This window comes from Carboxylicivirga litoralis (assembly GCF_025499605.1).
Lineage (GTDB): Bacteria > Bacteroidota > Bacteroidia > Bacteroidales > Marinilabiliaceae > Carboxylicivirga > Carboxylicivirga litoralis.
On the sequence record NZ_JAFMVC010000008.1, the window covers coordinates 1 to 20,331 of the forward strand.

The 20,331-nt window shown below is 39.7% G+C and carries 16 protein-coding genes; 6 read left to right on the forward strand and 10 right to left on the reverse strand.

From position 1 onward, the window contains the following. A partial coding sequence (locus tag J1N10_RS09380; protein ID WP_262326440.1) for a sensor histidine kinase occupies positions 1–1,423 on the forward strand: 1,423 nt, incomplete at its 5' end. A gap of 60 nt (positions 1,424–1,483) precedes the next feature. Then, positions 1,484–3,523, forward strand: coding sequence for a sensor histidine kinase (locus J1N10_RS09385; RefSeq protein WP_262326441.1), 2,040 nt, complete (start codon positions 1,484–1,486; stop codon positions 3,521–3,523). Between the two features lie 219 nt (positions 3,524–3,742). Here J1N10_RS09385 and J1N10_RS09390 read toward each other — a convergent pair whose 3' ends face one another. The 5 genes from J1N10_RS09390 to J1N10_RS09410 all read right to left on the reverse strand — a co-directional run bounded on the left by J1N10_RS09390 (position 3,743) and on the right by J1N10_RS09410 (position 11,765). Then, positions 3,743–4,870 (reverse strand): metallophosphoesterase, encoded by a 1,128-nt coding sequence (locus J1N10_RS09390; RefSeq protein WP_262326442.1) that lies wholly within the window; start codon positions 4,868–4,870, stop codon positions 3,743–3,745. Positions 4,871–4,996: 126 nt separating this feature from the next. Then, positions 4,997–6,508: a RagB/SusD family nutrient uptake outer membrane protein gene (locus J1N10_RS09395; RefSeq protein WP_262326443.1), complete on the reverse strand. Its 1,512-nt coding sequence runs from the start codon at positions 6,506–6,508 to the stop codon at positions 4,997–4,999. A gap of 11 nt (positions 6,509–6,519) precedes the next feature. Further along, a complete protein-coding gene (locus J1N10_RS09400) occupies positions 6,520–9,960 on the reverse strand; it encodes a TonB-dependent receptor (protein WP_262326444.1) in 3,441 nt (1,146 codons plus the stop codon). Between the two features lie 157 nt (positions 9,961–10,117). After that, positions 10,118–11,098, reverse strand: coding sequence for a FecR family protein (locus J1N10_RS09405; protein ID WP_262326445.1), 981 nt, complete (start codon positions 11,096–11,098; stop codon positions 10,118–10,120). Positions 11,099–11,174: 76 nt separating this feature from the next. After that, positions 11,175–11,765 (reverse strand): RNA polymerase sigma-70 factor, encoded by a 591-nt coding sequence (locus J1N10_RS09410; RefSeq protein ID WP_262326446.1) that lies wholly within the window; start codon positions 11,763–11,765, stop codon positions 11,175–11,177. 207 nt (positions 11,766–11,972) lie between these two features. Between J1N10_RS09410 and J1N10_RS09415 the strand changes: the two genes are divergently transcribed. Further along, positions 11,973–12,425 (forward strand): UPF0158 family protein, encoded by a 453-nt coding sequence (locus tag J1N10_RS09415; protein ID WP_262326447.1) that lies wholly within the window; start codon positions 11,973–11,975, stop codon positions 12,423–12,425. A gap of 126 nt (positions 12,426–12,551) precedes the next feature. Continuing rightward, positions 12,552–13,766 carry a glucose/galactose MFS transporter gene (gluP, locus tag J1N10_RS09420; RefSeq protein ID WP_262326448.1) on the forward strand — a complete coding sequence of 405 codons (1,215 nt, stop codon included), beginning with the start codon at positions 12,552–12,554 and terminating at the stop codon, positions 13,764–13,766. Between the two features lie 57 nt (positions 13,767–13,823). Here the strand turns inward: gluP and J1N10_RS09425 are convergent, their stop codons facing one another. After that, positions 13,824–14,672, reverse strand: coding sequence for a fructosamine kinase family protein (locus tag J1N10_RS09425; RefSeq protein ID WP_262326449.1), 849 nt, complete (start codon positions 14,670–14,672; stop codon positions 13,824–13,826). Next, positions 14,662–15,141, reverse strand: coding sequence for a low molecular weight protein-tyrosine-phosphatase (locus J1N10_RS09430; RefSeq protein ID WP_262326450.1), 480 nt, complete (start codon positions 15,139–15,141; stop codon positions 14,662–14,664). The genes J1N10_RS09425 and J1N10_RS09430 overlap by 11 nt, the downstream gene beginning before the upstream one ends. A gap of 115 nt (positions 15,142–15,256) precedes the next feature. Here J1N10_RS09430 and J1N10_RS09435 point away from each other — a divergent pair, with 115 nt between their 5' ends. Both J1N10_RS09435 and J1N10_RS09440 read left to right on the forward strand, forming a co-directional pair. Next, positions 15,257–16,429, forward strand: coding sequence for an alkaline phosphatase (locus J1N10_RS09435; RefSeq protein WP_262326451.1), 1,173 nt, complete (start codon positions 15,257–15,259; stop codon positions 16,427–16,429). Positions 16,430–16,508: 79 nt separating this feature from the next. Further along, entirely contained in the window at positions 16,509–16,913 is a 405-nt protein-coding gene (locus tag J1N10_RS09440) for an acyl-CoA thioesterase (RefSeq protein ID WP_262326452.1), read from the forward strand. A gap of 63 nt (positions 16,914–16,976) precedes the next feature. Here J1N10_RS09440 and J1N10_RS09445 read toward each other — a convergent pair whose 3' ends face one another. The 3 genes from J1N10_RS09445 to J1N10_RS09455 form a co-directional block, all read right to left on the reverse strand. Then, on the reverse strand, positions 16,977–17,738 hold the full coding sequence (locus tag J1N10_RS09445) for an exodeoxyribonuclease III (protein ID WP_262326453.1): 762 nt from the start codon (positions 17,736–17,738) through the stop codon (positions 16,977–16,979). A 59-nt stretch (positions 17,739–17,797) separates the two neighbouring features. Beyond that, positions 17,798–18,832 carry an oxygen-dependent tRNA uridine(34) hydroxylase TrhO gene (gene trhO, locus J1N10_RS09450; protein WP_262326454.1) on the reverse strand — a complete coding sequence of 345 codons (1,035 nt, stop codon included), beginning with the start codon at positions 18,830–18,832 and terminating at the stop codon, positions 17,798–17,800. A gap of 161 nt (positions 18,833–18,993) precedes the next feature. After that, positions 18,994–20,313 carry a TldD/PmbA family protein gene (locus tag J1N10_RS09455; RefSeq protein WP_262326455.1) on the reverse strand — a complete coding sequence of 440 codons (1,320 nt, stop codon included), beginning with the start codon at positions 20,311–20,313 and terminating at the stop codon, positions 18,994–18,996. Positions 20,314–20,331: the final 18 nt, after the last annotated feature.

Below are 20,331 nucleotides of genomic sequence, written 5' to 3' on the forward strand. Positions count from 1 at the left end.
TGAGTCTATTAAAGCATATGAGTTAATTGAAAAAGAATACTTTGAAACTCTATCGATTTCTAAAAAAGCGAAGGTCCACAATAACAAGGGAGCTCTTTTCCTTAAGATGAATAAATTTATCCAAGCTAAACAGGAGTTTACCAAGTCACTTAGTTTAAAAAATCAAATTAATGATATTAATGGAATTGCGACTACCCTTCAAAACTTATTTGAACTCTCAATTAATCAAAAAGATCTTGAACTATCGCATATTTATCTAGAAAAATTAGAAATACTCTACTGTGAACATAATCTTGATATAAATACTAGATTAAATTTTCTTTATTCAAAGATTGACTATTATCTATTACTAAATGACATTGAAAAGGCAAGAGAAGCTATTAATGTTTTAGTCAACTCTAAAGACTCCCTTTCCAACGCTGCTTTCTCCGACAAGCTTATCGACATGCAAAAGAGCTTTGAGCTCAAAGAAAAAGACCGTGAGATAGCTCTGCTCGAAAAAGAAGATGCCCTTAACCAAGCGCGCCTAAAAACAAAAAATATCTTGGTCTATGTTTCCGTTGGCTTTTTAGTACTGATGATTATTGTGGCCTATTTTATCAACCGTCAGCGCAAGGAGTTAGTGCAGTCGCGTCGCCGCCTGTTGCGACAGAAAGAAGACATCACCGGCATGAACGAGCAATTGCGGGTGTCTAACCTGGCCAAGGAGCGCATTTTGTCGGTTATCGGTCACGATTTACGAGGACCTGTTGGTGGTTTAAAAGAATTGATTGAGCTTTATATGGAGCTGCCCGAATACGAGCCTCATGATATTGATAATTTATTAAAAACGGCTCGCGAAGCATCAACTAGTACCTACCACCTGTTAGAGAACTTGCTAAGCTGGGCCAATTCTCAGCGTGGCGATATCGTTTATAACCCGGTATCAACACCTCTATTGCCTCTAATTAAACAAACCGTGCAATTGCTGGATGCTTCCATCAATACGCGTCGTGTCAAATTCGAATACGATATACCCGAGGCATTGGTGGTGCAAGTGGATATGAATATGCTGCGCACCATCATTCGCAACCTGGTATCCAATGCCCTTAAATACTCACCGGAAGACAGCCTGATAAACATATCGGCTAAAGAAGAAGGCCGCAGCATCCATTTTTGCGTCTGCGACCAGGGTGAGGGTATGACAGCCGACGAAACCGAACGCATCTTTAAAAAGAAAGAAGCTTACTTTATTGGCACCGAAATGACTGCCAAAGGTACTGGTCTTGGACTCATACTCTGTAAGGAGTTTGTGGAGCGCCATGGTGGCACCATCTGGATTGAATCAGAAGTAGGGGCCGGAACCAAAGTATGCTTTAGTATCCCTTCAAAAAGCTATAAAAAGGTGTCCGTTGGTGAGGTAAGTGAGGTGAGTGCTCAGTAACAGATTTTTATCCATCAAAAAAAATAGTATTTTACATCGCTGATTAATACTCTTACTCAAATGCGACTAATAACCTCCTTGTTAACGATTTTGTGTTTACTATCAGTACATCTGGTATTTGCTACAGAGCAGGATTCACTTACTAATAAATATTTAGATGCTAAGGATAAAGCGATTCGGTTTGTAGCAAAACAAAATAAGGGAACTGAGTTTGAGTTACTTTTAAAAGAGGTTATTGAGGAAGTTACACATAAAGAGGAGTTCGAACAAGCGGCTTTTTATATTCAATTTTGTAAACAACATAAAAATGAAGGGTTAGAGATAGACTCTTTGCTGCAGCTTGCTGTGAATGAAATGCGAGCGTCCAATTGTAAAAGAGGGCTCGGTGAAGCTTTGTTTTTTGTTGGTGTTAGGGCTATTGATGAAAATGATGTAGAAGAGCTGCATAGTGTGTTTAATGAAGCGGCCAAGTGCTTTAAGGCAACCAATTATGATTTAGGCGTTATTTATGCTTTTTCACGTCTGGCTAATTATTATTCTAAGACGGATAATTTTGAATTGGCAAACAAATACAATCAGCAATTATTGAATTTGGTTGATAAATCGACTGATCGCAATTTAAAGGAAATGGTGTATTTAAATGTGGCTAACTTTTACACCGAACAGGCGCAGGCAGATGAGGCCTTGGAGTATTACAAAATGCTTGAGGAGAGTATTAATATTAGTAATAATACCAGGCGCTTAAAACCTTTGTATAACAACCTTGGAGTCATCTATATTTATAAGCATGATTGGGCAAATGCGAAGAAATATATTAATAAATCTCTTGCCATAAAGCAACAGGAGAAAGATTCACTGGGGATGTTTGCCAGCTATCAAAACCTATTTAGGATTAGCATAAAGACCCAACAGATGCAAGATGCAGAATTCTATCACACCATAATGAGTGATTGGCTTACCAAACTGAAAATCCCATCTGAACAAATACTTTCTTTTAAATTCAATACTACCGATTATTATATTTTAAAAGGAGAAAGAGAACAGGCACAAGCCGCTCTTTATGATTTTTCGTCGGATAAAGATTCGATTAGTAATGCCGTTTTCTCTGAGCAACTACTTGAAATTGAAGAAGCATTTGAAATAGAACGACGTGATCAGACAATAAAACTGATGCAACAGGAAGATGAGCTACAACAAGCAGAACTTAAGAGCTTAAAGGTGATCGTTTTTTTTGTGATAGCTTTTATTGTTGTTTTGTTAATTAATGGTTTTTACATGAAGCGGCATTGGAATAAATTGATACGTGCCGATGAAAAGTTGAAGCTAAAACAGGGAGAGCTGATAGCGCTTAACAAGAAACTGGAACAATCAAGCCAGTCAAAAGACCGTATTTTGTCAATAATAGGGCATGATTTACGTGGTCCTGTTGGCGGCTTGAAAGAATTGGTGGAGCTATATATGGAGTTGCCAGAGTTAGAACCGCAAGACGTTACGAATCTACTTCAATCAGCCCGCGTATCATCGTCAAGTACCTATTATTTGTTAGAGAATCTGTTAACGTGGGCCAACTCTCAGCGTGGTGAAATTTCTTATAGTCCGCAAACGACACCAATTTATCCGGTTGTCAAGCAAACAGTTCAATTATTAGAGCAATCGATTAATAACAAAAATGTTGACTTTATTATTGATGTGCAGAAAAGCCTTAGTTTGAAGGTGGATGTTAATATGTTTCGCACTGTGATTCGTAATCTTGTGTCGAATGCCATTCGATACACCCCTGAAAATAGCCTGGTGTCTATTGCCGCAACCATTAGCGACCATGAAGTTCGCTTTACGGTAATTGATAAGGGAACCGGCATTACAGCTGATAAGTTAAATCAGCTGTTTGATAAAAAGGAAACTTATTATATCGGTTCTGATATATCGAAAAAGGGTACAGGTCTTGGTTTAATTTTGTGTAAAGAATTTGTGGAGTTGCATGGAGGTAAAATATGGGTAAATTCTCACCAGGAAGTGGGAACACAAGTTTGTTTTAGTATTCCAACAGTATCCACAAAAGTTATAGAAACAAAATTGGGTAAAGAAGTTATGCAATCGTAGAGCTTGTCTTCAAACAACTAACTCGGTCACTGAGCGGAGTCGGAGTAATTAGGTGTCGATAATCAGTTTGGTTTAAATGTCATCTCGACTCCACTCAATGAACAGACTTCGAGAACCACTTCTTTGGTTGCTCAAAATACTTGTCTTCAATTTCTGAGTTATTCGCGTCATGGTCCCTCGCTGCCGAGCGACTCCCGTTGCATGGTTATTAACAATATTTTACCACAACAGCTCTTTTTTACCATCTAATCCTGCCCGATAAAACCGGTTATTATCAATGATTAATAGTTCACCGTTTTCGCCTCTTTTAATGGATGTATCGGCAGCCAGAATGCGCTTGTCAAACAATACTTCAACTTGCTCCATAGAGGTGTGTCCAACCACTATATGGTTCACATTAAAATGATGAAGGATGGAGTCAATAGAGGCATTTGTTAAAGTAGTGTCACGGAAATAACCGCGGTACCAGATGGGGCCTTGCGAACGTGCTAATAAGGATAACTCTTCGCTGGCGCGAATACTGTCTTTATTGTTGTCAATAATGCTTGTAGAAAAGGTGTTATTAATCTTATCAATTGTTTGTCCGCTATTGACCATGGCCATAGAAAGACCGGCATGGTTAAAAATAATATTGTTAATGCGCAGCACCACCGGACAGTTTCTGAGCCATTGTCCCATTAATGAATTGTGAGCGAAAAGCTGTGCATAGCTTAAGCCGGTTTGTTCTGCAACTGTTTTGTATTTATCGTGTATGTAGCGTAAATCACCGTTAAGAACCATCACGTCGTGGTTGCCTAGTAAATAGTGCACTTTGCCACCTGCCTTGTCGGCTTGTTGTCTTAGTTTTAAAATATGCCAGAGTGTTTCGGTCACTTTTTCGCCCCGGTCGAAGGCATCACCAATAATTACCAGGTGGCCTTTGCCGTAGCTCCAGTTACCTTTTGCGTCAATAATGTGGTTGGCCTCCAATAATTGAATGTACAATTCGTATTGACCATGAATATCGCTTAATGTAGCTATTTTATCCACCTGGTCATATTGGTTTTCAGGCCTGCTGTTTAACGCCAGTAATTGTTTGGGTTGGAATTTAAAATCAACACCTTCACCAATGTGGATATAGTCGCTTGGTTTGCTCTCTAACTTAAAAAGCGAATCGTTGCTAATCCATTGCACGCTCGTTGTTTTGTTGTCGAAAAATACGTAAGGGCCATCGCTAATACCTGCTTCGCTTAATAAATCTATTTCTACAACATGGCTTGTTAAACGAGGGTAAAACTTTAAGGCTAGAATAATGGCCAATGCTACGCCAGTAATTATAACAATGCTTTTTCTTACTGTTAATTTCATCGATGCTGTTTTAGGGGAGTAAATATATTAAAAAGGCCGAAGAAGCCAGTCACACATCGGCTTCTTCGGCACTGTTACCAAGGTTATGCAAAAATTACACAACTAAACCTTTAATCATATGTTGCCTTACTCGCCAGCAGCATAGGGGGCATAACCAGGGTTTTGTTGATCTCGTATGTTAGGGTTGGCTTCCATCTCATTCATTGGGATTGGATATACCACCTGAGGCTGTGTGTAATCGATATGTGCCACATCATTACTCACGTTGCCTTCAGCTTCGCGGTCAAAAGGAATAGCACGGCGGAAATGATCCCAAAATGTGTGTCCTTCTAATACCAACTCTTTGCGGCGTTCTTTTAAAACGTCGGCTACGATTAGGTCTCCTGTCGCTGGTGCAGTATATTCAACATTGGTTCGTGCTTCATACACATGATTCATGTATTCAGCTGCCTTGCCAAGATCAGTTCCTTGTTCGGCATAGGCTTCGGCCAAAGTCAGGTAAACTTCTGGTAGACGCACCATATAGATATTGTGTACCGAGTGGTTGCCATCACCAATGTATTTGCGAATTCCGGTATCGTCGCCCAATTCGTTGTCGCAAATCAGATATTGACGCACGTCGCCATCTACTTCATTCAGTAGGGCACCCAAATAGATGTTACCACCATAACCAGCATATCCAATTCCGTCATCTGCTATGGTTCCATCGTTAGGATCACCAGGTATATCAACTGTTGGGTTACGCGTTAGGTGGTTCAATGAGTTAGAACCCAGGTTATCGGCTAAAGAATACTCAATTTCCCAAATACTTTCACTGTTATAAGGCTTAAAGTAGTTACTTGTATAAGCAGCATAACCGAGCATGCTTGTTCCACCCAGGGCTTTTTCGCCAGCAGTTATCACTTTGCTCCATTCGCCCATATACAAGTAGACACGTGCTAATATCGCATTGACAGCTTCGTATGAGATGGTGCCTGATGCTGCAGAAGTTCCATCTAAATAACCAGCGGCCTCTTCAAAGTCGCTAGTGATTTGGGCATAACAGGCAGCAGCCTCAACTCGCTTTGGTCCTTCTATTGATGCATTAATATGGTCTTCCTGAGATAATAACAATGGAACACCCCATTTGTATTGGTCATTGTAATTGGCACCTCCCGGAACTGAGAAAGTAGGCGGGTAAGCAAATAAGCGCATCAGGTCGAAATAGGCCAATGTACGAATGGCTAAAGCTTCACCTCTTAATCGACGGATTTCATCAGCCTCTCCTTCTGTTAAGTCGATATTAGCCAACATTTTATTGCATAAAAAGATAGTGCTGTAAATTTTATCCCATGCATCGTTGGCATAGCCATCTAAAGTTGATGATTCGCGATAGCCATTTTCCTCCTGGAATCGGTTACCAGTATCCTCCACATAAAAATCGGGCCCTTTAGAGCCTTCAAAGGCATAGATAAGACGTCCATAGTAGTCGGCACCGCTGATTTCGTTGTAAATACCGTTGAGTGCTTGTTGAGCACCTTCAGTATCGGTAAACATTTCAGAATCGGGTATCGATGTGTATGGTTGTTTGTCAAGTACATCATCACAGCTCCATAAAACAGCTAGTAATAAGGTAATTATTAATAGTTTATTTTTCATTGTAGTACGTGTTAAAAGTTAAGCTTTAAACCAAATGTGTATGTTGTCGCTGTTGGATATTGATCAGGATCTCGGTATCCACTTAACGAAATTTCAGGGTCGAAGCCATCGAGTTCTGTAGCCACCCAAAGGTTTTCAGCCTGTGCAAATACGCTGGCGCTGCGCAGTTTTAATTTATCCGTTATCGACGATGGGATGGTATATTGTAATTTAATGTTCTTCAGTTTCAGATAGTCACCTTTATACAGGTAACGCGACGAGCGGTAGCGATTCCATGTTCCTGATGAGTTTACACGGATGGGTTCTTTACCGCTTCTGTTGTCAGGTGTCCAGCGATCGAGCTGACTACGTTCAATGCCGCGATAATCGCGATAACCATCATTTTTAGTCGCCGTACGACCAGTATAGTCCATCACATGATGTCCCACTCCATAGGTGAATAAGAAACTAAAATCAAGACCTTTCCAGGTAAATGTACTGGACAATCCTCCGGTTACTTTAGGTAATGCTTTGCCTAAAATACGACGTTCAGCATCATCAAAGTCTTTAACAATGATTTCCTCTCCAGTCTCTTCATCTCTGCCATACCATCGCTGTTCTCCGGTTTCAGGGTCAACACCAGCCCACTCTGGCATGTACCAGGTGTAGTAGCTTTCGCCATTACGCTTAATCTGTGTAGTGCTTATAATGTCGTTTTCAAGGCCTGAAAACTCATTTTTTAAGGTGGCTGCATTTACATTTATGTTCCAGTTAAAATCAGAGTTGCGGATGATGTCGGCATTAATATCCACTTCAATACCTCTGTTGCTCAGGCTAGCATCAGAATTAACCAGCATTGATGTATAACCACTAGTACCCGATATAGGAAGGTCTTGTAATAAATTTTTGGTTGTTCGGTTGTAGTATTCAACGTTAAAATTAACACGGTTGAATAAACGTGATTCGAAACCAATATTATACACTTCATTTTCCTCCCAGGTTAAGTCTTTATTGGCGATGCTAGGAGGCGTTGAACCGGGTGTCTCTTTGTAGTCATATCCAAAAGAATAAAGCGACTGCCAGGCATATAATTCAGAAGGAAGTGTACCATTGGTACCAATACTCGCCTTTAGTTTTAGATTATCTATAAAACTAATGTTCGACATAAAATCCTCTTCTGAAAGGCGCCATGCCCCTGAAACAGACCAGAAACTACCTTTGCGGTTCGCCTCAGAGAAACGAGACGATTCATCAACACGGTAGGTTGCCGATAAGTAATATTTACCATTATACACATAATTGGCGGCAGACAAGATAGAGAACATACCATATTCGTTACCCGAACCACTAACCGATTCAGGAGTTGCTGCAGCACTCAGGTAAGGTGTGTTATTTGTTGGGAAATTAACACCTGATGCTCCAATGTATTCGTATTTTACATCTTCTACTTCTGCACCTACATAACCGCTGATGCTGTGTACTTCGTTAAAGCTTTTATTAAAATTAAGCAAAGTCGTGTTACTTAACTTACGGCGACGGGCATCTCTTTCGTATAAAGAACCACCGTCTGACAATCCATCCCCAAAATCTTTATTGTACCAGTTGCGCTGACGGGCATGGGTGTAATCCAGGTTAGTTCTGCTATTCAAATTGAGGTAATCAGTGAAGTTAAGTTGTAACCATCCTGATGTAATAATTTTGGTTTGTGGACGTAAGTAATAGTTTTCTTTGGAAACAGCCACAGGATTCTGGTTATTGTTAACACCTTTGGGCAGATTGAGGTTGTAGGAACCATCTTCCAGGTAAACAGGGGCAACAGGAGCAATGGCTAAAGCCGTGTATTGCGGCATGGCATAGCCATATGCATTAGAACGCGGTCCTTGCTGATCACTGTATGACATCATGTTGTTTAATCCCCAATGAATGAGTGCACCACTAGGTTTCGACGAAAGGTTAGTACGCAGTGAGTAACGCTCTAAACCACTACCGATTATAATACCTTCCTGGTTAAAGTATTCAAGTGAAGCATAATAGTTAAAGTGACTATTTCCACCCTGTGTTGAAACATTAAATTTTTGGAAAGGAGCCACACGTGTTATTTCATCGTACCAGTTGGTATCGGCCAATTTATCGTAATCTTCACCAGGAGTACCGTCTTCATTAAAGAAGTTATCGTAGTAATCATCGTTATTAGGACTGTAGATTTTGAAATGACTGTTGAACTGATCTTTGGCATAATTGTACCAATCGTGGTAGTTTCGACCATTGACCATGTAGTTTTCTTTATCTGCATATAGGTTTTGGATTTCTGTAAAGAAATCGTCGTAGCCTGTTTTGCGTCTTACCTGGTAGTGCATTTCACCTTCCAGCCATAATTCCATAAACTCCTCTTTGTTAACTAAATCTGGTTTACTGGCATTGAATAATTCTGAAACACCCATTTGCATATCCACACTGTATTGCGGCTTATCACTTTCGCGACCTTGTTTGGTTGTAATAACAATAACACCATTGGCACCTCGTGAACCATAAAGCGAAGCCGAAGCAGCATCTTTCAATACTGTCATCGATTTAATATCGGATGGGTTAATGGAGTTGAGCGGGTTGGTGGCGTACTGAGAGCTGCTCGACATGTTTGAAATGTCCATAATGACACCATCAATGACATAAAGCGGTGCATTGGACGCATTCATAGAGCTGATGCCACGCAGGCGTATGCTGTTCATAACACCTGGCTGACCGGTTCCAGTCACAATGGTACCTGGAGAGTTACCTCTTAAAACATCCTGGAAAGATGCTACCGGGCGTTCCTCAATTTTCTTAGCACTAACAATGGATGCTGAACCTGTATAAGCTTCCTTAGCCACCGTGCCATAACCTGTTACAACCACTTCTTCAATCCCTATTTGCTCTTCAACAAGGGTTATGTCAACTTTTGTGCGACCAGCAACCTGTACCTCTTGATCTTCAAAACCGATAAATGAGAATGCTAAAACAACATTTTCATTAGTGACATTGATAGTATAGTTGCCGTCAATGCCAGTAATCACACCGTTTTGAGGATTCGTTTTATCGTACACATTAACTCCTGGTAATGGGTCTCCATTGGCATCAACCACTTTCCCGGTTACCTGAACCGCTTCTTGTTGTATTGATTGGTTTTTTGTACTTGATTGTACTTTGGTTACCACTACATTGTTTTCGATGATGGTGAACGTATAGTTTGCTTCATCCAGCAATTCGCTCAAAAATTCATGTACATCTTCATTTTGGGCATTCACCGAAAAGGTTTGGTTAAGATCTATCTGGTCGTTTTTATACAAAAAGCCTAAATCGGTTGTCGCCTCAATTTCTTTGAATATCTCCAGAAGAGTGGCATTTTTAACCGAAAGGGTTAGTTTTTTGTTTTGACCAAAACCGGCAGCCGATACCGACAAACCGCATACGACCATTAGAACGAACGTAATTTTCATGATACGTAGAATTTTCCCAATGCCCAGGTGCTTCCACCAGAGCCTAGTTTGCTTTTTTTTCATAAATTTGTGATGTTATAATTAAACATTATGAAACTGTTGGAGCAGTTTCGTAAAAACTATAAGCAGTAGCCGCTTCCACCTGGCTGCTGCTTTTTTATTGGATCATAATTTCTGTTTGATTGTTTATTTTGTTAATACTGTATTTAATGCCTGCCGAATAGGCAATGACTTCCAGAACTTTATCAATGTTGGTGCTTTTTTGAATGACACCAGTAAAACGCTCTTGTGCAATTTTCTTGTTTTTAAACGTGATATGAACGCCATACCAGTTCTCCAAATCGTGTGCAATGTCTTCCAGTGATTTGTTCACAAATTCAAACTTGCTATCCTTCCAGGTTCCTACATAAGTTGTGTCGATACTGGCTATCGTATAGCGTCCATCAATGGTTGAGTATTGCATTTGTTGACCAGGCAATAAATGCTCAGTAAATTGATGTTGGGTGTCACTGATTTCAATTTCTCCTTCAATCAGAGTCGCTATAACTTCTTTATCTTTCTCAAAGCTTCTGATGTTAAAACGGGTACCTAAATCCTCAATTTTTAACTGATTAACATTGACAATAAAACGACGATTGTCGTTGTGTACAATGTCAAATAGTGCTTCACCACTTAATCGCAGTTCAATGTAGTTGGATTCTGCTTTGTTGATATCGATTGATGAGTTGGCATTTAACCAAATTTGTGAGCCATCACTTAATAGAATGGTATTCACACTGCCTTTTCCCGTTTCGTAGTGGTTTACTGCTACATAGTTTGATGATTGAGAATTGTTAAACATCCATAGCGAATAGGATGAGATGAATGCTATAATAAGAATTGCGGCGTATTTCAAAATTGGCAATATCCATGATTTTTTTGCTTCTTTTCTTTGGTATGACTGCTTAAATTCTTTGTATTTGGCCTCAACGTCTTTTTGCGGCAACGCACGGTAGCTATCAGATAGTGACCAGATGCGTTTCATGTTTTTATATTGGCTCAACCATTCAGGTGATGCCTGAATCTGTTCCCAGAGTTCACTTTCTTTATCAGGAGGTAACTGTTTTGTAATAAGTTCCCAAATCAATTTTTTATTCATGGTGTCGTTGTCTTCTGATTATTAAGACAGGTAAACGATTAGTTACCCTACATAGGAAATAAAAAAAATAGCTTGTTTAGATGAGTCCTAGTAAAATACAAAGAGGCAGGTAATCTTTTAAATGAATGCGCAAAGACTTTAAAGCTCTGGTCATGTTAGCCTCCACAGCTTTAATAGAGATGTTGAGTTCTAAAGCAATTTCTTTGTTTTTTAGTCCATTAAAGCGGCTTAATTCAAAAACCCTTCGACATTGCTCTGGCATTTCGTCTAATGCTTTATGAAGTAATTGTTCAATTTCATCAAATGTCACATCTGATATTTGCATTTGCCCAAGGATATCAATGTCAGCTTCATGTTTTTGGCGCTGATAATTGGTGTATTGGCGTTTATTACTTTCCTTTTCCAGATAATTAAGGCACTTATTTTTTAAAGTGGTGTAAAGCCATGATTTTATTGTGTTGTTCGATTGGCCTGTTATACTCTCTTTATTGACCCACAACGATAAAAAAGTTTCCTGGACAAGGTTTTCTGCTTCAGATTTTTTGTCAACATATTGGATGGCAAAAAAGTAAAGTGAACTAAAGTATTGTTTATATACTTTTTCAAAGGCGCCTTCATCTCCGGAACGGATGAGTTCAATGTTAATATGTTGGTTATGAATTTTCAATTACTTTCTTTTGTATGATGTTTTTGTATTCAGAAATTTTTTGAAAGCTATAAAAATAGTTAGCGTAATTAAAATACCAAATTGAACATGATAAAACAAAGTTAAAAACATGACAATATTCAGCGTAAATAAATCTTCAGTTCGTGCTTTTATTGAAAGAATATTATAAATTTATTGGCAGAAGATTTACCTTTTAATAGAGCAGTTATGAAGAATACATCAGAACTCATAGAGCGTATTATTAAACTGATGAATGATAACCTGATTGTGTATGTTCAGCGACAAAGCAAGCGCGTCATTGCTATTCCTGAGGATTACGATTTTATGGATTTTATGGATTCTGATGAAGATTATGAACGACTGTACAATGAGATTGAATCCAATCCGGATAATTATTATAAGATTGAGCCGCTTACTTCCCGTGAACTGTATAATGTTATGATGGATTTCTCCATCGATCAGGAGCGTAGAAATAGTGTTCCATTGGTTAAGGCACTGCGCACCAATCGACCAATGGAGGCCTTCATGAAACAGCTGAACAAACTTGATGCTGATATCCCCGTAGCATGGCAAATTTATTATAGTGATCGCCTTAAACGCATCTACAGAACACGCTTGTGTAAAGAACATATCCATTTTATTTCAGAGCAATGCAGTTAAGCTTTCGAAATATTTCTATACAAATGAAAAGAAAATTAATTACTTCAAAACGAAAGTAAACGATAGATTTTTGGTTTTTAAATGTATATTTGTTGCATCAAAAATTAAAACCAAAAAATAATCGACATGACAAATTCTACAGGAAATGACGGGAAGAGTTATTTGGTTCCTATCATGATTATTGGTTTAATGTTTTTTGCAATAGGATTTGCACTAGGCATTAACAGTTACTTAATACCACTTTTAAATTCGGCACTTGAAATATCCTCAACAGAATCATATTTGGTGTTGGCAGCTACTTTCTCGGCCTTTTTATTGTTTGGATACCCTGCGTCACTTGTAATAGGTAAGATTGGATATAAAAACACCATGGCACTTTCATTCTTAATGTTTGCCATCGGGTTTTACTTGTTTATTCCTTCGGCCAAAAACGAAAGTTTGCCTTTATTTTTAGTAGCCTCTTTTATTAGCGGAATGGGTAATACTTTCTTGCAGGCATCTGTAAATCCTTATATAACTATTTTAGGCCCCATTGAGAGCGCTGCAAAACGTATGAGCATAATGGGTATCGCCAATAAACTGGCGTGGCCAATTGCTCCCCTATTTCTGGCTTTGGTGATTGGAAAAGAAGTTGAGCATGTACAATTGGTTGATATCAACTTACCATTTATGATTATCATAGGTGTGTTTCTTTTATTAGGTGTTATTGCTTTGCTTGCTCCGCTGCCTGAGATTAAGGCAGCTGGCGAAGATGAAGATAACGCAGATGACTGCCCCTATGCAGCTAACAAAACATCTATATGGCAGTTTCCACACCTATTATTAGGCGTGTTGGCGTTGTTTCTTTATGTAGGTGTTGAAACCATCTCATTAGGTACTTTGGTTGATTATGCTACCAGCCTTGGATTGGCCAATGCTGAGTATTATGCATGGATTGCACCAATTGGCATGGTGATTGGCTATATCTGTGGGGCAGCGTTTATTCCGAAGTTTATTAGCCAGGATAGAGCATTGCGCATTTGTGCCTACTTGGCCTTGTTTGGTTCGGTTATGACGGTTGTAGTGCCAGAGGCCTATTCAATTTATTTTATTGCTTTTATGGCCTTGGGTTGCTCATTAATGTGGCCGGCTTTGTGGCCGTTGGCAATGACCGATTTAGGGAAATTCACCAAAGCAGGTTCATCATTGATGGTGATTGCCATTGTTGGTGGAGCATTGATTCCAACAGCTTTTGCATCCTTAAAGGATGTTTTTAGTGCTCAATATGCTTATGCTATTTGCATACCATGTTTTCTTTACATCCTTTATTATGGATTGAAAGGACATAAAATCAGGAGTTAGTAGTTTCTACAAATCAATATCCTAAGGTGTTCATTCGAGTTGTGGTGAGCACCTTTTTTATTGATAGCTGTTCATCAATTGAATAGCTTGTTGTTTATATGATGCGCCAAATAGGTTCAGATGGTTCAGAACATGATAGAGTAAGTAGATGTTTTCCCGGTAGGCATATCCATCTTTTAAAGGATAAGCGGCATTGTAGCTGGTATAAAAATCGTCTGAGAAGCCGCCAAAAAGTTTCGTCATTGCCAAGTCCGCTTCCCGATGGCCATAGTAAACGGCCGGGTCTATCAATACTGCTTCACCGCGGTCATCTACCATATAGTTGCCTCCCCATAAATCGCCATGCAACAAACATGGAGGTTCTTCGCTTCCTTTTAGTATGGTTTCAATGTTCTGTTCAATAACCGCAAATGCTTTTCGAAAAGAGTTGTCACTATGGCCATTTTTTTCGGCTAGTTTGAATTGAAATAACAGTCGATTGGTAAAATAGAAGTCTGCCCAGTTATCCATCCATTTGTTAACCTGAGGGGTAGAGCCAATAAAGTTATCTTCATCAAAACCATAGGATGAATGGGTAAAGAGGTGCATCCTGGCAAAGGCTTGGCCAAATTCAGTGAAGAAACCTGCTTTTTTACGTCCGCTTCTGATGGCTTCCAGCAACAACAAGTCATCATCAACTAAAATAACTTCTGGTATGCGAATGGCTTTGGTTTTAGCAAGTTCCTGCAAGCCTCTGGCTTCGTTTCGAAACATGCTACCGCTAAAACCTTGCTTTAAAAAGAAGGAGCGCTTATCATTGGTGGTAATGACAGAGCTTTGAGCAATACATCCACCACCAGCTATATTTTGCTTGGTGATAGAGCATTGCAGAGCTTTTTCTATTTTCGAAAAAATCTTATTTGACATTGGCTTCAATATGATTTAGCAAACCATCACAGGCATCTTCCAGTATATCAAGTACTAACTCAAAGCCGGCTGCACCACCATAGTAGGGGTCAGGAACCGATGCATTTTGATGATGCGAGCAATAATCGGTCATCTTGCTGATTTTGCCCGATTTGTCACTGGGCGATAAACCATAAAGGTCGTCCATGTTTTGGTCGTCCATGCCAATGATGTAATCAAAGTAATCAAAATCTTTGGGGCTTTTTACCTGTCGGCTGATACTGGTTAAGTTAATGCCGCGATTCAGGGCGTGCCGCTGCATACGTTGGTCGGCAGGTTCACCAGCATGGTAACCCGTAATGCCTGCTGAATCAATTTCAAATTCTTCCTCAATGCCGCGGTTTTTAACAAGGGCTTTCATCACCGCTTCAGCACTTGGGCTTCGACAAATATTGCCCAGACATACAAATAAGATTTTTGTTTTATCCATTATAATTTTGTTTTACATGTCTATTCTAAACGAAAATAAATAAACAAACCTGAGCTGGCGTTGTTTTTCTTACTAAAATATATTTCTTTAGCTGATTCTACTAAAAAAATGTCCCATGAAAAGTGTAACAACTATATTTCTATCAGTCGCATTCCTTATAGGAAATAGCGTTTTTGCCCAGGAAGATTATAAAGATATTCATGCCAAACATGAATATACTATTGAAAAAAAATACGATGTTCTGGATATCAATTACGATGAACTACGCTTTAAAAAGCGTCCAAAGAACATTATTTTGTTTATTGGCGATGGTATGGGCGTAGCCCAGGTTTTCTCAGGTATCACCGTCAACGGTGGATTAAATATGGAGCAGATGCCCTATATTGGATTTAGTAAAACACAAAGCGCTGATAATTATGTGACGGATTCGGCGGCCGGAGGAACAGCTCTCTCAACAGGAGTGAGGACGAACAATGGAGCTATTGGTATTGATGCGAATGGCGAAAAACTCACTACTATTCTGGAATATGCCGAACGTAATGAAAAAGCCACCGGGTTGGTTTCGACGTCAGCGATAACCCACGCCACGCCGGCTTCGTTTATAGCCCATCAGCCACAGCGGAGCATGTATGAGGCAATTGCTGCCGATTTTTTGGAAACAGATATTGATGTATTTATTGGCGGAGGAGCTGATTTTTTTACCAAGCGTGTTGACGGGCGTAACCTGGTACTGGAGCTAAATAAAAAAGGCTATCGTGTTGGTTATAATATTGATGAAGTGAAGGAAGTTAACTCTGGTAAGTTGGCAGTTCTAACAGCAGTAGCTCACAATCCTGGCTATCGCGATAGAGGTGAGATGCTAACACAATCAACAAGTAAAGCGATTGAAATATTGGACAATGCCGATAGTAAAGGTTTCTTTTTAATGGTTGAGGGCAGTCAGATTGATTGGGGTGGCCATCAGAATGACGCATCTTACGTTACTGGCGAGGTTTTAGATATGGATAGAGCACTGGCTGAAGCCCTGAAATTTGCTATGGAAGACAGGCGGACACTGGTTATTGTTACAGCCGACCATGAAACTGGAGGAATGACCATTAATGATGGAAACTCGGAGGCAGGTTATGTGAAAGCTGGCTTTAATGTTGGCGACCATACGGCTGTTATGGTGCCCGTATTTGCTTTTGGGGCTGGAGCTGAAGAGTTCATAGGTACTTATAACAATACTGAGATTTTTGAGAAGATGTATAAGCTTTTTAAATTTAAAGAAGAGGATAAGGATCAATAAGATAATATGACTGTTATTGTTAAGGGCTGCCTGTTGGGTAGCCTTTTTTATTACTTTTATGGCTTCAAAAAAGTTTATTATGACTCAACAATACGATTACGAATTAGAGTTTAAAGTGCGTGATTACGAATGTGATTTGCAGGGTATTGTTAATAACTCGGTTTACCAGAATTACCTCGAACACACTCGTCATGAATTTCTTGATTCGCTTGGGGTGAATTTTAAAGAGTTGTTTGAAAGGAACATTGTAGCTGTAGTGGCACGCATTGATTTACAGTATAAGACACCATTGAAAAGCAATGACAAATTTGTGGTACGTACCCGCGTGGAGCACAAAGGCATTAAGTACATGTTTTATCAAGACATTTATCGCTTACCTGATGAAAAGCTATGCTTAAAGGGAATTGTTACTACAACTACCCTAATTGATGGTAAACTGGCAGTTTGCAACGAATTAGCAGATGCTCTTATGCAAGGAAAATAAGAAAGTATAACAGATGTCATCGCTAAGCAATTCAAGCAAATAGCGATGACATCTGTTAAAAGATTATAACTCCACACCAACCGGACAATGATCAGAACCCATAACTTCGTTGAGGATAAAGGCATCTTTCAATTGAGGTAAAAAACTTTCAGACGCTAAGAAATAATCGATTCTCCAGCCTACATTCTTACCGCGTGCTCCGGCTCGGTAGCTCCACCATGAGTATTTGTCTGTTACTTCGGGATAAAAATAACGGAAGGTATCTTTGAAACCACCTTGCGTAAAGCGATCCATACCATCAATCTCTTCCTGCATATAGCCGGCCGACTTGTTGTAATTAGGCTTTGGACGCGCCAAATCAATTTCGGAGTGGGCTACGTTAAAGTCGCCACATACCAGCACTGGTTTCGTTTCTTCCAGCTTTTTCAGGTAGTTGAAAAAATCTTTATCCCATTCCTGACGATAGCTTAATCGCTTCAATTCGCTGCCTGAGTTTGGCACATACACGGTTACTAAAAAGAAGTTTTCATACTCGGCACAAAGCACACGTCCTTCCTGATCGTGCTCTTCAATACCCATATCTTTGGTGATGCTCAGTGGTTTTTCTTTACTGATAATAGCTGTGCCCGAATACCCTTTTTTAACTGCCGAGTTGGAGTAAATATGATAGTCGTTAAAATCGGCCAGAGCTTCAGTTACCTGATTATCCTGTGCTTTTGTTTCCTGCAGGCACAGTATATCGGCCTCCATTGCCTTGAATGATTCAGTAAATTCCTTTTTCATCACGGCACGGATGCCATTAACATTCCATGATATAATTTTCATACGTAATTGCTAAATGTGGAAGTGCAAATTAACGAAACTAACGCATGCTTCAAAAATATTTAAGCACTGCGAACAGGTTTGTGGAATCGTTTTCCTCGGGTAAAAGTTAATTGCTGCGCCAGTTCTGGCTTTTTCTCATCAGGTGCTAAAATATAGCTCTGGCAATCGTTACTGCAACAGGCATCGTATTTTGCTCTGCAGCTCTCGCATTGTATAAAGAGCAGGTTACATTGCTTATTGGCGCAATTGGTGTGTGTATCGCAAGGTGCACCGCATTGGTGGCAATGGCTGATAATATCGTCACTAATGCGTTCACCTAAACGATTATCAAATACAAAGTTTTTACCGATAAACTTATTCTCAATATTTTCTGACTCAATTTGTCGTGTGTAATCTATAATACCGCCCAGCAGCTGGTTAACATCTGAAAAACCATGGTGCTTGAGATAAGCACTTGTTTTTTCACAACGCACACCACCCGTACAATACAATAGTATTTTCTGGTCTTCTTTACCTTTTAATTTATCAACCACCTCAGGTAGTTCTTCTTTAAATGTTTCGGCATCGGGCAGAATAGCACCATCAAAACGTCCGATCTCGCTTTCGTAATGGTTACGCATATCAACCACAATAGCACCTTCGTCCATGGCTTGGTTCCATTGTTGAGCGCTCAGGTGTTGACCCACATTGGTCACATCGTATTCATCCGATTGTAATCCATCGGCCACAATTTGTTGCCGTACTTTAATTTGAAGTTTGAGGAAAGATTGTCCATTGTCCTCCACGGCTATTTTAAAGGGGATGTCTTTAAACTGAGGAATGGTATTCAGCTGCTCCTTAAAATCCTGCCAAAAATGGTCGGGCACACTCATTTGTGCATTAATACCTTCATTAGCCAGATAAATACGGCCATAGCACTGCAGTTTATCCCACATGTAATAAAGAATATCACGCAACTCTGAAGGATTGTCGATAATAACATAGCGATAGAAAGAAACAGTGGTGCGACTATATGTTTCATTAGCCAGACGTTGTTTCAATTCTTCCGGGTTAAGGCGATTTATCAGGTGCTTTTTGTGGCTATTTGGATCCATATTTTAAATATTAAAGCGCAAAAATATAAAAAGACCTCAAAATCTGAAAATATAATTCAGTACAAAAAATAAGCTGCCAAATCTGACAGCCTATTCTTTGTTTTAAACGACGGAGACTGTGAATAAACTACTGCCTTCTGCCAATATACTTTTAACTTGTTTTACAATCCGCTAAAATCAATGTCATTAAATACTAATGTAGGACTTAGAAGACTTGAATATTTATAGGGATCATTGCCCATTTCGGTCAGCTGCTGCCAAAATTCTTTAGCATTTCCCGAGATATTCATTTCGTTAACAGGTTTTACGATTTTACCACCTTCAACCAAAAAGCCGGAAACACCAAATGAGAAATCACCGGTTGTTGAGTTGGAGTTACCACCGTTAAATGAGGTAACGAAAATGCCAGATTTTACATCTTTCACAATTTCATTAAAACCTCGCTGACCCAGTTCAAAACGAATGTTAGATGATGAACCTCCATTGGGTGTCATTCCCAGTTTTTTACCGTAATAATTGTCGATGTAATACTCTTTGAGCACGCCTTTTTCAATCATCACACGCTTTTTAGCCGCAATACCCTGGCCATCATATAAGCGAGAGCCAAAACCACTTTCGATAAATGGATCATCAATGACGGTTAAGAGTGGCGAGGCAATTTGTTTGCCTAACATACCATCTAAGTAGGAGCTTTTTTGTTGCAAGGCTCTGGCCGACATGGGGCGCATAAACATTGATAGCAAGCGTCCGGCTGTGCGATTTTCAATCAGCATATCGTATTTACCTGATGCAATTTTGGTCTGACCCATCTTTTGAATCGCATATTCAGCTGATTTGCTACCTAGTTCTTCAGCCGATGGCATTTGATTAAAGAAGCGGCTGCCTCCCCAATGCCAACCTTCAGGACGAGCATCACCATCTTTGACCGTTACAGAACCGCCTGCCCAGAATGATGTTGAGGCGCGCTCAGCCACTAAGCCGTTACTATGTACCAACACACTTTCGGAATAGTCGTCGCTGAAACCTCCGGTTGCTGAAATAATTTTATCACTTTTAGAACGGGCTACCTGCTCAATCTCTTTTGAGATTTGGACACGCTGCTCAGGTGTCACCTGTAAATAGGACTTGTCTTCTAGTTTTAAATCCTTGCTCAAGTCGCTTGGGTAGAGCGATGGATCTGGTAATTCACGATATTCATCGGCTGTTAAATACTTGGTGGCTTCAACTGCTTCAGTGATAAATTTCTCCAGCTCCTTCTTGTTTAGGTTATTGGTTGAATGACCTGAGTATTTGTGGTCACGATAAATATTCAGGTTCAGACCGTTTGATGTTGATTCCTTAATGGTTTCTATCTTCTGTTCGCGCACTTCAATTTCAACCGAGCGCGAATTGCTAATGGATGCAGCCACTTCGGATGCTCCTTTTTGCTTGGCGAACTCAACGGCCCACATGGCCAGTTCTTGTCGTTCTTTATTGTTCATCGTTATCGTTTTTCGGGT

Coding starts and splice junctions, on each gene's coding strand:
- J1N10_RS09385 (WP_262326441.1), top strand. CDS start 1,484: ATGCGACTAATAACCTCCTTGTTAACGATTTTGTGTTTACTATCAGTA.
- J1N10_RS09390 (WP_262326442.1), bottom strand. CDS start 4,870: ATGAAATTAACAGTAAGAAAAAGCATTGTTATAATTACTGGCGTAGCA.
- J1N10_RS09395 (WP_262326443.1), bottom strand. CDS start 6,508: ATGAAAAATAAACTATTAATAATTACCTTATTACTAGCTGTTTTATGG.
- J1N10_RS09400 (WP_262326444.1), bottom strand. CDS start 9,960: ATGAAAATTACGTTCGTTCTAATGGTCGTATGCGGTTTGTCGGTATCG.
- J1N10_RS09405 (WP_262326445.1), bottom strand. CDS start 11,098: ATGAATAAAAAATTGATTTGGGAACTTATTACAAAACAGTTACCTCCT.
- J1N10_RS09415 (WP_262326447.1), top strand. CDS start 11,973: ATGAAGAATACATCAGAACTCATAGAGCGTATTATTAAACTGATGAAT.
- gluP (WP_262326448.1), top strand. CDS start 12,552: ATGACAAATTCTACAGGAAATGACGGGAAGAGTTATTTGGTTCCTATC.
- J1N10_RS09425 (WP_262326449.1), bottom strand. CDS start 14,672: ATGTCAAATAAGATTTTTTCGAAAATAGAAAAAGCTCTGCAATGCTCT.
- J1N10_RS09430 (WP_262326450.1), bottom strand. CDS start 15,141: ATGGATAAAACAAAAATCTTATTTGTATGTCTGGGCAATATTTGTCGA.
- J1N10_RS09435 (WP_262326451.1), top strand. CDS start 15,257: ATGAAAAGTGTAACAACTATATTTCTATCAGTCGCATTCCTTATAGGA.
- J1N10_RS09440 (WP_262326452.1), top strand. CDS start 16,509: ATGACTCAACAATACGATTACGAATTAGAGTTTAAAGTGCGTGATTAC.
- J1N10_RS09445 (WP_262326453.1), bottom strand. CDS start 17,738: ATGAAAATTATATCATGGAATGTTAATGGCATCCGTGCCGTGATGAAA.
- trhO (WP_262326454.1), bottom strand. CDS start 18,832: ATGGATCCAAATAGCCACAAAAAGCACCTGATAAATCGCCTTAACCCG.
- J1N10_RS09455 (WP_262326455.1), bottom strand. CDS start 20,313: ATGAACAATAAAGAACGACAAGAACTGGCCATGTGGGCCGTTGAGTTC.